Annotated in this window: 9 protein-coding genes and 1 pseudogene; 6 read left to right on the top strand and 4 right to left on the bottom strand. The window is 70.0% G+C overall.

Annotated elements, in window-relative coordinates; translation table 11 throughout:
• Positions 1 to 122 precede the first annotated feature (122 nt).
• The gene (locus K3769_RS15700; protein WP_267027051.1) at positions 123 to 818 is read right to left on the bottom strand and encodes a DUF1707 SHOCT-like domain-containing protein; all 696 of its coding nucleotides are present in this window, start codon (positions 816 to 818) and stop codon (positions 123 to 125) included.
• 173 nt (positions 819 to 991) lie between these two features.
• Here K3769_RS15700 and K3769_RS15695 point away from each other — a divergent pair.
• The 4 genes and pseudogenes from K3769_RS15695 to K3769_RS15680 all read left to right on the top strand — a co-directional run.
• A pseudogene (locus tag K3769_RS15695) lies at positions 992 to 2,644 on the top strand (fumarate hydratase); the annotation flags it as partial.
• A 13-nt stretch (positions 2,645 to 2,657) separates the two neighbouring features.
• A complete protein-coding gene (locus K3769_RS15690) occupies positions 2,658 to 4,043 on the top strand; it encodes a class II fumarate hydratase (protein WP_267027050.1) in 1,386 nt (461 codons plus the stop codon).
• A gap of 72 nt (positions 4,044 to 4,115) precedes the next feature.
• Positions 4,116 to 4,808: a cytidylyl-2-hydroxypropylphosphonate hydrolase gene (gene fomD / locus K3769_RS15685; protein WP_267027049.1), complete on the top strand. Its 693-nt coding sequence runs from the start codon at positions 4,116 to 4,118 to the stop codon at positions 4,806 to 4,808.
• Positions 4,809 to 5,195: 387 nt separating this feature from the next.
• Positions 5,196 to 7,340 carry an ATP-binding SpoIIE family protein phosphatase gene (locus K3769_RS15680; protein WP_267027048.1) on the top strand — a complete coding sequence of 715 codons (2,145 nt, stop codon included), beginning with the start codon at positions 5,196 to 5,198 and terminating at the stop codon, positions 7,338 to 7,340.
• Between the two features lie 136 nt (positions 7,341 to 7,476).
• Here the strand turns inward: K3769_RS15680 and K3769_RS15675 are convergent, their stop codons facing one another.
• From K3769_RS15675 to K3769_RS15665, 3 genes are all read right to left on the bottom strand, one after another.
• Positions 7,477 to 8,925, bottom strand: coding sequence for an NF041680 family putative transposase (locus K3769_RS15675; protein WP_282566186.1), 1,449 nt, complete (start codon positions 8,923 to 8,925; stop codon positions 7,477 to 7,479).
• Positions 8,926 to 9,074: 149 nt separating this feature from the next.
• The gene (locus K3769_RS15670) at positions 9,075 to 9,665 is read right to left on the bottom strand and encodes an SMI1/KNR4 family protein (RefSeq protein WP_267027046.1); all 591 of its coding nucleotides are present in this window, start codon (positions 9,663 to 9,665) and stop codon (positions 9,075 to 9,077) included.
• A gap of 71 nt (positions 9,666 to 9,736) precedes the next feature.
• On the bottom strand, positions 9,737 to 12,028 hold the full coding sequence (locus K3769_RS15665; protein ID WP_267027045.1) for a transglycosylase domain-containing protein: 2,292 nt from the start codon (positions 12,026 to 12,028) through the stop codon (positions 9,737 to 9,739).
• A gap of 279 nt (positions 12,029 to 12,307) precedes the next feature.
• Here K3769_RS15665 and K3769_RS15660 point away from each other — a divergent pair, with 279 nt between their 5' ends.
• Positions 12,308 to 13,255 carry an SPFH domain-containing protein gene (locus K3769_RS15660; RefSeq protein ID WP_267027044.1) on the top strand — a complete coding sequence of 316 codons (948 nt, stop codon included), beginning with the start codon at positions 12,308 to 12,310 and terminating at the stop codon, positions 13,253 to 13,255.
• The gene (locus K3769_RS15655; protein WP_267027043.1) at positions 13,252 to 13,521 is read left to right on the top strand and encodes a type II toxin-antitoxin system antitoxin; all 270 of its coding nucleotides are present in this window, start codon (positions 13,252 to 13,254) and stop codon (positions 13,519 to 13,521) included. Before K3769_RS15660 ends, K3769_RS15655 begins: the two co-directional genes overlap by 4 nt.
• Positions 13,522 to 13,731 lie beyond the last annotated feature (210 nt).

Raw genomic sequence — 13,731 nt, 5'->3', positions numbered from 1 at the left:
CTACCCGCTGTGCGCGCGCCTATGCACTCAGTTCCCGACGCGGGAGATCCCGTACGGCACCGGGCCCGCCGCCGGGCCCCGCCCTGGACCGTGCGCTTCCGGTCTCCGTGGATTCGCGACCGTCAATGTCCGAGATGTTTGCGCAACTTGGCGTTCACCTTCTCGGTGACCCGGTCGAGGATGTCCTCGACCAGCTTGCCCCGCCTGGCTTTCGCCTCGATGCTCCCCAGCACCGCCAGCCCGTCCACGTACACCACGGGGGCGTCCTGCTCGCCGGAGTCCAGCGTGTCCACCTCGAAGCTGCCGAGGACCCCGCCGCCGCTGCCGCGCAACGACACGTTCTCCGGAACGCGCACGTCGACGCTGCCGAACACCGATATCGCCTTGATCACGACCTGCTGGTGTTCGAAGATCGCCTCGCTGAGGTCTATCTCCACGCTGCCGAAGATCGCGTACGCGTGCGTGCGGCGGCCCACGCGCCAGCGGCCCTTGCGTACCGCGGCGCTGAACACCGCCACCACGTTCTCGTCGGCGACCGGGGGGATCGCGCCCGGGGCGGGCCGGCTGGGGGCCGCCGCGAACGCGGCCGACGGGCGGGGGCGGTGGGCCGCGGGCAGGTCCCGGACCAGCGGTTCCAGTTCGCCCACGGTCTTCGCGCGGAAGACCTCCTCGACGCGCTCCGCGTGCTCCTCCGCGGTGAGGCGTCCTTCGGCGTGGGCGTCGCGCAGGATGTCCGCTGTCCGGTCGCGGTCCGCGTCGGACGCGCGGAGGTCGGTGTGCTTCCGAAGGTCGGGCTCGGTGTGCTTCTGAAGGTCCACGGCAGCAGCGTACCCAAACGCGATAGATCGCGACTAGAGGGTGTGGACGACGGGTGTGGACGACGAACTGAGCCTTACCTCACACGCCCGGTGTCCGAGGCAGGTTCTACGCTGGTGGGCGCGCCGCCAACGGAGGCCGGCCGTTGCTGTCTGTCGATGAAGGATTTGGCGAGATGCCTGAGTTCGCGTACACCGATCTGCTCCCCCAGGGAGAGGACACCACCCCCTACCGGCTGGTGACCTCCGAGGGTGTGTCCACCTTCGAGGCCGACGGGCGCACCTTCCTCAAGGTGGAGCCGGAGGCGCTGCGCACGCTCGCGGCCGAGGCGATCCACGACATCCAGCACTATCTGCGGCCCGCGCACCTCGCCCAGCTGCGGCGCATCATCGACGACCCGGAGGCGTCGAGCAACGACAAGTTCGTCGCGCTCGACCTCCTGAAGAACGCGAACATCGCGGCCGCCGGCGTGCTGCCCATGTGCCAGGACACCGGCACGGCGATCGTGATGGGCAAGCGCGGCCAGAACGTCCTCACGGAGGGCGGTGACGAGGCGGCGCTGTCCCACGGCATCTACGACGCGTACCTGAACCTGAACCTGCGCTACTCGCAGATGGCCCCGCTGACCATGTGGGACGAGAAGAACACCGGCTCGAACCTCCCCGCCCAGATCGAGCTGTACGCGGCCGACGGCGGCGCCTACAAGTTCCTCTTCATGGCCAAGGGCGGCGGCTCGGCCAACAAGTCGTTCCTCTACCAGGAGACGAAGGCCGTCCTGAACGAGTCCTCCATGATGAAGTTCCTGGAGGAGAAGATCCGCTCGCTCGGCACGGCCGCCTGCCCGCCGTACCACCTCGCGATCGTGGTCGGCGGTACGAGCGCCGAGTACGCCCTGAAGACCGCGAAGTACGCGTCCGCGCACTACCTGGACGAGATTCCGGCCGAGGGTTCCGAGCTCGGGCACGGCTTCCGGGACAAGGACCTGGAGCAGAAGGTCTTCGAGCTGACGCAGCGGATCGGGATCGGCGCGCAGTTCGGCGGCAAGTACTTCTGCCACGACGTACGCGTGGTGCGGCTGCCCCGGCACGGCGCGTCCTGCCCGGTCGCCATCGCCGTCTCCTGCTCTGCCGACCGCCAGGCCGTCGCGAAGATCACCGCGGAGGGCGTCTTCCTGGAGCAGCTGGAGACGGACCCGGCGCGGTTCCTGCCCGACACGACGGACGAGCACCTGGACGAGGCCGGTGACGTCGTGCGCATCGACCTGAACCGGCCGATGGACGACATCCTCGCCGAGCTGACGAAGTACCCCGTCAAGACCCGGCTGTCCCTCTCCGGGCCGCTGGTCGTGGCGCGTGACATCGCGCACGCCAAGATCAAGGAGCGGCTGGACGCGGGCGAGGAGATGCCGCAGTACCTGAAGGACCACCCCGTGTACTACGCGGGGCCCGCCAAGACGCCCGAGGGGTACGCGTCCGGGTCGTTCGGGCCGACCACGGCCGGGCGCATGGACTCCTACGTGGAGCAGTTCCAGGCGGCGGGCGGGTCGAAGGTGATGCTGGCGAAGGGGAACCGGTCGCAGCAGGTCACCGACGCGTGCGGGGCGCATGGGGGGTTCTACCTCGGGTCCATCGGGGGGCCTGCCGCGCGGTTGGCGCAGGACTGCATCAAGAAGGTCGAGGTCGTCGAGTACGAGGAGCTCGGCATGGAGGCCGTGTGGAAGATCGAGGTGGAGGACTTTCCGGCGTTCGTCGTGGTCGACGACAAGGGAAATGACTTCTTCAAGGATCCGGCGCCGGCGCCGACGTTCACGTCAATTCCCGTGCGGGGGCGATATACCTGCTATGACCGACTACCGCATCGAACACGACTCCATGGGCGAGGTCCGCGTCCCCGCGGACGCGAAGTGGCGGGCCCAGACCCAGCGCGCCGTCGAGAACTTCCCGATCTCCGGGCAGCATCTGGAGCGCGCCCACATCGAGGCCCTGGCCAGGATCAAGGCCGCCGCGGCCAAGGTGAACGCGGGCCTCGGCGTGCTGGACAAGGACGTCGCGGAGGCCATCCGGGAGGCGGCGGCCGAGGTCGCGGACGGCACGTGGGACGCGCACTTCCCCGTGGACGTCTTCCAGACGGGGTCGGGGACCTCGTCCAACATGAACACCAACGAGGTGCTCGCCACGCTGGCCACCGAACGGCTCGGCCGGGACGTACACCCGAACGACCACGTGAACGCCTCGCAGTCCAGCAACGACGTCTTCCCCTCGTCGATCCACATCGCCGCGACCGCCGCCGTCACCCGTGATCTGATCCCCGCCCTCGAACACCTCGCCGCCGCGCTGTCCCGCAAGTCCGAGGAGTTCGCCGATGTGGTGAAGTCCGGGCGGACCCATCTCATGGACGCCACGCCGGTGACCCTCGGCCAGGAGTTCGGCGGGTACGCGGCCCAGGTGCGGTACGGGATCGAGCGCCTGGAGGCCTCGCTGCCGCGGCTCGCCGAGCTGCCGCTCGGGGGGACGGCCGTCGGGACCGGGATCAACACGCCTCCCGGGTTCTCCGCGGCCGTGATCGCCGAGGTCGCGCGGACCACCGGGCTGCCGCTCACCGAGGCGCGCGACCACTTCGAGGCGCAGGGCGCGCGGGACGGGATCGTCGAGACCAGCGGGCAGCTGCGGACCATCGCCGTGGGGCTCACGAAGATCGCGAACGATCTGCGGTGGATGGCCTCCGGACCGCGTACCGGCCTCGCGGAGATCCGACTGCCCGATCTGCAGCCCGGTTCGTCGATCATGCCCGGCAAGGTGAATCCGGTGCTTCCCGAGGCCGTGCTGATGGTGGCCGCGCAGGTGGTCGGGAACGACGCCACGATCGGCGTCGCCGGCGCCTCCGGCAACTTCGAGTTGAACGTCATGCTGCCGGTCATCGCGAAGAACGTCCTCGAGTCCGTGCGACTGCTCGCCAACGTCTCCCGGCTGCTCGCCGACCGGACCGTGGACGGCATCACGGCCGACCGCGAGCGGGCCCGCGAGTACGCCGAGTCGTCGCCGTCGGTGGTGACCCCGCTGAACAAGTACATCGGGTACGAGGAGGCCGCCAAGGTCGCCAAGAAGGCGCTGGCGGAACGGAGGACCATCCGTGAGGTCGTCCTGGAGTCGGGGTACGTCGAGCGCGGCGACCTCACCCGGGAGCAACTGGACGAGGCCCTGGATGTCCTGCGGATGACGAGGCCGTAACGTCGTCCGGCGAGCAGGCGAACCATGGCGCTTACCGCCGCGTCGTATGCCCTGGGCACCTAATATCTGTTCATGGCAGAGGGTGGAGCGGTGACACACGTGGAAGCGGGCGGTTCGGCGGCGTACTGGAACCCCGGGAGTCAGATCCTGTGGCGTTACCGGGAGAACGCCGGCGATCGCTTCCACATCGCGCGCCCCGTGACCGTCGTACGGGACGACGCCGACCTGCTCGCCGTGTGGCTGGCCCCGGGCACGGAATGCGTGAAGCCCGTCCTCAGGGACGGCACTCCGGTGCACGCGGAGCCGCTGGAGACCCGGTACACCAAGCCGCGGACCGTGCAGCGCGATCGCTGGTTCGGCACGGGCGTCCTGAAACTGGCGCGGCCCGGCGAGCCCTGGTCGGTGTGGCTGTTCTGGGAGCCGGGCTGGCAGTTCAAGAACTGGTACGTCAACCTGGAGGAACCGTTGGCCAGATGGGCCGGCGGGGTCGACTCCGAGGACCACTTCCTGGACATCTCGGTGCACCCGGACCGGACGTGGGGCTGGCGCGACGAGGACGAGTTCGCGCAGGCCCAGCGGGACGGCCTGATGGACGAGCGGCTGGCCGCGCGCGTGGGCGAGGCCGGGCGCGCGGCGGTGGAGATGATCCGCCGCTGGGGCCCGCCGTTCTCGGACGGCTGGCAGCGCTGGCGCCCCGATCCGGCCTGGTCCGTACCGCCTCTGCCCGACGACTGGGATCGCACGCCCGCGCGCGTCTCCACATGAGACCCTTGATGCGCCCCCGTGGTAGAACCGTAGGATCGGCCTCCGCAACGGAAAGCGCAACGGAAAGAACGAACAGTCAGAGTCGGTGCGCGACAACGTCGTTGAGGAGTGGTGGTCGGGTGGCGGGCGAGTGCGCTACGACAACTCCCGCACAGAGCGCTGGGCTTGACCGAACGTCACCGAGGGGCGGCAGGACGTGAGCGTGGGGTACGAGGGTCACAGCGGTACGACCCGGAGCCGGCGAATCAGGCTGTTCCCGCCGGTGTCCGAAGGTCATTCTTCTGAGAGGCTGTCTGATCACGCGGGGATTCCGTTCCTGGGGCACGCATTCCGGGTATCGGGCTCTCTGCGGGACGAACTGCACGCACGGCGCGCAGCACCGGACGGATGGATTCGACACGCGTGACGGAGCACCCCACCTCCCATGAGCGCCGACAGCCAAGCGCTGCCAGGCCCACGGCCCCCGCGGACCCTCGCGGGGCGCTTCTGCGTACCCCGGAGCCGCCCACGGCGGGCGCACCCGGTCTCCCGGCGCAGGGACGGCCTGACGACACCCCCGGTACGCCGGGGGCCGTCGGCACGCCCGTTCCCGACGGCCAGGGCGCGGGTGACCCGCCCGTGACCGCGGACGCGCAGGCCGCGGCCCCGGGCGCGCCCGCCGGTTCCGGGCCCGAGCACTCCCAGCCCTCGGTCACCGAACCGGTCGGCGAACCGGATCCGCACCGGCCGCGGCCCGAGTCCCTGGGCACCGGGTCCGACGCGGCGGGCTCCGTCCACCTGGGCGGCAAGGACCGGCGTACGGGGCAGAGCCCGGCGGCGCCCGGCACGCCCATGCCCATGCGCCGGGACGGCGACCGGCTGCGCTTCGTGGGCGCGGCCACCCGGCGGATCGCCCGCGGCATCGACCTCGACGAGATCGTCATGGGGCTGTGCCGGGCCACCGTGCCGACCTTCTCGGACGCGATCCTCGTCTATCTGCGCGATCCGCTGCCGGTGGGCGACGAACGGCCCACCGGGCCCGTCGTGCTGCGGCTGCGGCGCACGGACCGGATCCCCGAGGACCGCGACACCGAGGGCTTCCTGCTGCCCGCGCTGCAGCCCGAGCCGGACGTCGGCATCACCGCCGAGCTGTGCACCGTACGGCCCGGTGGCGCTCTGAACGAGGTGCTGCGCGGGGTGCGGCCCGTCTTCGCGGACGCGCCCGCCGCCCGGGCGGCGCTGCCCGAGCTGATCGGCGACGACGTGACCGTGCCGAGCGGGCAGCGCGCGATCCTCGCGCCGCTGCGCGGCAGGCGCCGCGTGATCGGTGCCGCGCTGTTCCTGCGCCGCCCAGACCGGCCCGCCTTCGAGACCGACGACCTGCTGGTCGCGGCCCAGCTCGCCACGCACAGCGCGCTCGGCATCGACAAGGCGGTGCTGTACGGGCGCGAGGCGTACATCGCGGACGAGCTGCAGCGCACGATGCTGCCCGAGACGCTGCCCCGGCCGACCGGTGTGCGGCTGGCGTCGAGGTATCTGCCGGCCGCGGAGACCGCGCGGGTCGGCGGCGACTGGTACGACGCGATCCCGCTGCCCGGCAGCCGGGTCGCCCTCGTGGTCGGTGACGTCATGGGCCACTCCATGACCTCGGCGGCGATCATGGGCCAGCTGCGGACGACCGCGCAGACCCTCGCCGGGCTCGACCTGCCGCCGCAGGAGGTCCTGCACCACCTGGACGAACAGGCCCAGCGCCTGGGCACCGACCGCATGGCGACCTGCCTGTACGCGGTCTACGACCCGGTCGCGCACCGCATCACCATCGCCAACGCGGGCCATCCCCCGCCCGTACTGCTGCATCTGGGCGGGCGTGCCGAGGTACTGCGCGTACCGCCGGGTGCTCCGATCGGCGTAGGGGGCGTGGACTTCGAGGCGGTCGAGCTGGACGCGCCCGCGGGCGCCACGCTGCTGCTGTACACCGACGGGCTCGTGGAGTCGCGGCTGCGTGACGTGTGGACCGGGATAGAGCAGCTGCGCGAGCGGATCGCCGCGACCGCGGCGCTGACCGGACCGGACCATCCGCCGCCCCTGGAGGCGCTGTGCGACGAGGTGCTCGACATGCTCGGTCCGGGTGACCGGGACGACGACATCGCGCTGCTCGCCGCCCGCTTCGACGGGATCGCGCCGAGCGACGTCGCGCTGTGGCACCTGGACCCCGAGGACGCGGCGCCGGGCCGGGCTCGCCGACTGGCCCGCAAGGCGCTGTCCCGCTGGGACCTGGAGGAGCTCACGGACTCCGTCGAGCTGCTGGTCAGCGAGGTCGTCACCAACGCCGTGCGGTACGCGTCACGGCCCGTCACGCTGCGGCTGCTCCGTACCGACGTGCTGCGCTGCGAGGTCGGCGACGACATCCCGCAGCTGCCGCGGCTGCGCCAGGCGCGCGCCACGGACGAGGGCGGACGCGGCCTCTACCTGGTGAACAAGCTGGCCCGGCGGTGGGGCGCGACCCGGCTCAGCACGGGAAAGGTCGTCTGGTTCGAGCTGAACCACAGCTGAGGCCCGAGCGGTCAGAGCCTGTGTCGTATCCCCGGTCGGATCAGCGCGCGGCGTCATGGGGATCCCCCTCTGGGGGAGTGCGTGCCAGACGCCGCACGCCCGGTCGGGGATACGACACAGGCTCTCAGCTTGTTCTTTATGGTCCGAGTCGGTTTCGTTCAGTGATGCTTGCTGATCGCTTCACGGTTTTGCCCACGTCGTAGTGGGCGGTGGGTCGCCGGTTCTTCGAGCCAGCTGGCCGTCCGGGACCGGGTGTTGAGGGTTTGGGCGCACGGGCCGGACAGAGCAGGTGCGGGCGGAGGTTCCTGAACCCCCGGCGAACTCGGGCCGGGGTGAGCCGGCCGGGCTCGGCCGGTTTCTCCCACGGCCGTCTCAGGTCGGTGGCCGCCTGGCGGAGGAGACGGAGCTGAGTGTGGGCCGCGATGACGATCCAGGTCCAGCGTTCGCCGGCCTCGGGGGTGCGGAGTTTCGGCCGGGTCCAGCCCAGGGTCTGCTTCATCAGTCGGAACGTGTGCTCCAGGTCGAAGCGCCTCAGGAACGTCTGCCAGCGGACATCGACGTCCTCGCCGCTCACGGCGGTGGCCGACGACCACAGCCAGAGGGGCAGCGGGTCCTGGCCCCCGGGCAGGCGGTCGACCTGGAGATGGATCAGCGTGCCTTCGATGACGGGGAGTTCGCCGGTGTGGTCGATCCACGCGGAGCGGGTGGTCAGGCGGGGGTGGATGTGGTCCCAGGCCATCGCGCGGGCAGTGCCGTACCGGTCGGTGACCTGCACGGTTGTCGCGTCGGGCTCGCCCCAGGTCTCCGGCTTGGCGAAGCGGAACTCCCCGCCGTGCTTGGGCGGGTGGCCGCCGCGGGGGTGGGCCAGGTAGTACTCCTCACGGGAGGGCGCCGGGCGGCGCATGACCCGGTCCGTGCGCATCCGCCCGAGGACCTCGACCGGGAGACCGCCGAGGAGGTGGGCCATGCGCGGGGCGTCGTAGCCCGCGTCGAAGACGATGAGGATGTCGCGGTCGCCGACGTGCCAGCGGCCCATCTCGATCAGGTCCGTGACCACCCGGCGGAGCTGGGCGGCGGTGACCTCGGCGACGTCGTCGGCGGGTCCGAGGCGGACGGCGTCCAGGAACTGGCACCAAGACGTCCGGCCCGATTCGAGGGCGGCGACGAAGGAGTACGGCCAGCCGGGGATGAATTGGTCCGAGGACCGGCCGCTGCGGCCGTAGACGTGGCAGAACAGACGATCCGCGCTGGTCGGGGCGTCGGGACGGAGCCAGTTGCTCACGTCGACGGCGAGGACAAGGCGCCCGTCGGCGGCCTGCGGCATGGGCAGGCCAGCCAGTACCTGCCGCAGCCGGGGCACGTCGATGGTCCCGTTGTTCAGCGCGTCGTACATCGCGCCGTGACCCCGCCGGTGCTCGGCCACCAGCGTCAGGTCCACCGGCGTTCTCACCGGTCCGTCCGCGCACAGCAACGCGTCGGTGAGGTCGAACAGTTCGTCCCCGCGTGCGGTCAGGCAGGCGAATAGATCGTCCCGGTAGCGTGACGCCACCAGGAACGGCTCTCCCTCTACATCTTGATGCAGCAAACCCACCCCGCGGCCTTCGCCTGTCCTGCGTCTCTGCGCCGGAGTTCAGCATCAAGCGACGGCCGCCGTGCTGTCGCGCAGTTCCGGTTTTGCGATCAAGTTCGAGGAAGCGTTCGAGCGGTCGAGTCCGCGACCTGGGTATAGAGGCGCTACTCGGCCCGCCACCAGCCCTGTCCGACGTGCCAGTCCCTCACCCAGTGCAGGAAATCGCCCCCCGGTTGATCGGACGGGCGGTCGGAATAGGGTGCGGCGCATCCGTCTCTGAGCCACCACACCCGGCCGCGTTGCGGCCCGGTCACGACCAGCGTCCAGTACTCACCGGGTCTGTCGCTGCCCAGCAGCACCGAGCCGTGCTGGTAGGTCTGGTGCAGCAGAGACGAGTGGCGGGTGTGGTCGTAGTAGTCGTACTCCCACTGCCACTCCTCCTCAAGAGGGAAGGGCTGGCCGGGCACGCGTACGGCGGCGCCATCGAACGGCTCCGGGCTCATCCAGCAGTCCGCTTCCCAGACGGCCCAGCTGTCCGGTTTCTCTCCCAGGGGCAGCAGACCACCTTCGTCAGGCGGACCATCGTCGGTACCGTTCGCGATCTCGGTCACGAAAGTGCGATACGGCTCCGGCAACACCACCCCGTGCCTTCGCTCCCACGCCCGAAGCTCGTCCCTGTCCAAAGGGCGGTGACGGACCTCTGCCGGAAAAGCTTCACGCAGGACGGCTATCGCACCCGAAATCGCATCTTCCACGCCCTACAGGTATCACCCGGCACTGACACTCTGGCCTCGGACCACTGCACGCAGCAGGTTAAAAGACAAGCTCAGTTCTGCGCCTGTGGGTCGTCCGGGTCCGGGGGCAGTTCTATGCCGCCCGGTGACGACGGGGCGCTGGTCGTCGGAGTGGGTTCCTCTTCCGACGGGGTCTCCTCGGGGGAGGATTCCGGGGGTGAGGTGCTCGTCGGCGGTTTCGTGGTCGGGTCCTCGGTGGACGGTTCCGCGGACGGGGTCGTCGGCGTGGCGGTGACCGTCGGCGTCGGGGTCGGCTTGACGGCCGCGCCCTGCTTCGTGTCCAGGTCGAACTTGGTCACGTCACCCATCGCGTCGAAGGTGTACGCCGCCCAGATCTGCGCGGGATAGCCACCGCCGTTGACGCGGCCCTTGCCGGGCAGCAGGCCGGTGGCTCCCTGCATCGTCACCTGCGCGTGGGACTTCGCGTCCTCGCCGAACATCCCGACCGAGGTGACGAGGTCGGGCGTGTAGCCCGTGAACCACGCCGACCGGTTGAAGTCGGACGTACCCGTCTTGCCCGCGACCTGCTGGCCGTTGCGGGCCGGGTTCTCCCGTACCGACGTCCTGGCCGTACCGTCGTCGACCACGCCCGTCAGCACCGAGGTGACGGTGTCGGCGGCCTCGCGGCTGATGACCTGCTCGCCGATCGCGTCCGGGAACTTGACCGCGCGGTCCTTGTGCTCGACCGACTTGACCAGGGCCGGGGTGACCTTCCTGCCGTGGTTGTCGAGGGTCGCGTAGACGCCGGCCATCTCCAGCGGGCTCGCGCCCATCGTGCCGAGGGTCTGGGCGGGCACCGACTTGACGCCCTCGACGTCCATGCCCAGCTCCCCCGCGGTCTTGATGACCTCGTCCATGCCGACGTCGACGCCCATCTGGGCGAAGACGGAGTTGATGGACTTGTTCATCGCGGTCTGGACGTCGACGTCGCCGTAGTCGACGTCGTCCTCGTTCGGCGGGGAGAAGCCGACCTTCCTGCCGTTGTCCAGGACGGGACGCTTGCTGGTGCCGTCGTAGATCGTGTTCGCCGTGATCGGATCGTCGTCCTGGGTGGTGGCGTCCTGGTCGACGGCCGCGGCCAGGATGACGGGCTTGAAGGTGGAGGCGGGCTGGTAGTCGCGGCGCGTCGCGTTGTTGGTGAAGTGCTTGACGTAGTCCACACCGCCGTACATCGCGAGGACCCGGCCCGTCTTCGGGTCGACGGAGGCGGCGCCGGCCTGGATGTCGGCGTCCACGTCCCGCTTCTTCCCGTCGAGCTTGCTGGTCAGCTTGGCCTTGACGGCCTTCTCCAACTGGGCCTGCTTCTTCCTGTCGATGTTCAGCGTGATGGTCCAGCCGCCCGCCTTGACCATCGTCGCGGCCTCGTCCATGTCGGAGGCGGTGCCCTGCTCGACGAGCTGCTTCTCCAGCGTCGTGTTGGCGGCCTCCACCAGGTAACCCGCCTGGCCCTCCAGGCCGGGGGCGCCCTTGGGGTCCTTCGGCACGGGGAACGTCATGTCGTCGCGCTCGGCGGAGTCCAGCCAGCCCTCCTCGACCATGTTGTCGAGGACGTAGTTCCAGCGGTTCTTGACGAGCTTCTTGCTGGTGTCGCTCGCCACCGCCCAGTCGTACTGGCTCGGGGCCTGGAGCAGCGCCGCGAGATACGCGCTCTGCGCGACGTCGAGCTTGTCCGCGTCGACCCGGTAGTACGCCTGCGCCGCGGCCTGGATGCCCCAGGCGTTGCGGCCGTAGTAGCTGGTGTTGATGTACCCGGCGAGGATGTCGTCCTTGGACTGCTGGCGGTCCACCTTCAGCGAGATGACCAGTTCCTTCAGCTTGCGCGTGACGGTCTGGTCCTGCGTGAGGTAGTAGTTCTTGACGTACTGCTGGGTGATCGTCGAACCGCCCTGCTTGCCCTTGCCGGACAGGGTGTTGAGCAGACCGCGGGCCGTGCCCCGCAGGTCGACGCCGGAGTCCTTGTAGAAGGACTTGTTCTCGGCGGCGACGAAGGTCATCCGGACGCCCTTGGACACCTCTTCCAGGTCGACCAGTTCGCGGTTGACCTCGCCGTCGCGGGCGAGGGTGTCGCCGTTGGCGTACTTGTAGACGTTGCTCTGCTGCACCGCCGCCGCGTTCCCCTTGGGAACGTCGATCATCAGATAGAGCCCTACGAAGGCGGCCATCCCGAGCAGACAGAGGCCGAAGAACGTACCGAGGATCTTCTTCCAGGTGAAGAACCGGCGTATACCGCTCTTGCCGGTCCTGCCCTCCGCCTTGGACGAGCGTTTCGGCGCGCCGCGGTGTCCACCGCGCTGCCGCGCTCGTCTCTCATCCGCTCGTCCCATGGATACGTCCGCTCCGCTTCCGTCTCTCGTGGCTCACAGGTTCGTCGCTCGGGTCAGCTCAGCAAACTAACACCGCAGCTATGGACAAACGCCTGTCGATCCGGCCTTTTACGGACGTGAGAATCAGCACCCACTCCCTAGGAACCGACGAATCACGGGAGTGGAAGGTTGCTGTGACGGGTAAAGTGATATCACTTAGATAGACCGAAGCGGGTGTCCGTACGGCGTGCGAACGACGTGCGAACGGCACCGGCAGCTCCATGAAACGGGGGAACACCCATGTCCACGCACGACTCCCCGGGCCCCGCCCAGGACATCGCCGACGTACCCGAGATGCCCGCTCCGCGCGTACGGGAGGTCTCCGCGCACAGCATCGGCGGCGGGCTCGCACTGCTGCTCGGGCTCCTCGGACTGCTGCTGGGCGCCGCGCTGATCGTCTCCGCCACCGCGGTGGACGCCACGGGCGGCAAGGCCGTGCTCATCGTGGCCGGCGTCCTGATCGGCCTCGCGGCCTTCATCGCCATGTGCGGCCTGAACATGGTGGCGCCCGGCGAGGCCCGCGTCGTCCAGCTCTTCGGCCGCTACCGCGGCACGATCCGCGAGGACGGTCTGCGCTGGGTGAATCCGCTCACCTCGCGCACGAAGATCTCGACGCGGGTACGCAACCACGAGACCGCCGTCCTCAAGGTGAACGACGCCTACGGCAACCCGATCGAGCTCGCCGCCGTCGTGGTGTGGCGGGTCGAGGACACCGCGCAGGCGAGCTTCGAGGTGGACGACTTCCTGGAGTTCGTCGCCACCCAGACCGAGGCGGCCGTGCGGCACATCGCCATCGAGTACCCGTACGACGCCCATGACGAGGAGGGCCTGTCGCTGCGGGGCAACGCGGAGGAGATCACCGAGAAGCTCGCGGTCGAGCTGCGGGCGCGGGTGGACGCGGCGGGCGTGCAGATCATCGAGTCCCGCTTCACGCATCTCGCGTACGCGCCCGAGATCGCCTCGGCGATGCTCCAGCGGCAGCAGGCGGGCGCGGTCGTGGCCGCGCGGCGGCAGATCGTGGACGGGGCGGTCGGCATGGTCGAGGCCGCGCTCGCCCGGATCTCCGAGCGGGACATCGTGGAGCTGGACTCCGAGCGGAAGGCGGCGATGGTGTCGAACCTGATGGTGGTGCTGTGCGGGGACCGGGCGCCGCAGCCCGTCCTGAACACGGGGTCCCTCTACCAGTGAGTCCGGCTCCGGAGGGGGATCCCGCGACTCCCCCCACTCCCCCTCGGCGACGGCCGCAGCAGCAGCGCAAGCAGGTGCTGCTGAGGCTGGATCCGCTGGTGTACGAGGCGTTGGCGCGGTGGGCCGGGGACGAGCTGCGCTCGGCCAACGCGCAGATCGAGTTCCTGCTGCGGCGGGCACTGGGAGAGGCGGGGCGCCTGCCCGGCGGGGCGGGACCGATGCCTCGCCGGGGACGCCCGCCCCTCTCCGAGGAGGGGGAGGAGTAGCGCGGACCGGGGGGAAACCTGCCCCGTTCCCCGTTCCCCGCGCCCCGCCAGGGGAACGGGGAACGGGGAACGGGGAACGGCGCAGTCTTTTGCGTGGTGCCGGACCCTCCGCGGGCAGTCGCAGAACCGTGACAATCGGGTTCGACCTGCGGTGACACCGCCTCCCGGCACGGTGCGAGTGGGGGTCTGCACCGTGCGTATACACGGTGT

The sequence above is a fragment of the Streptomyces ortus genome, from assembly GCF_026341275.1.
Classification (GTDB): domain Bacteria; phylum Actinomycetota; class Actinomycetes; order Streptomycetales; family Streptomycetaceae; genus Streptomyces; species Streptomyces ortus.
Note: the sequence above shows the minus strand (reverse complement) of the source record. Positions and strands in the feature narration are given on the sequence as shown.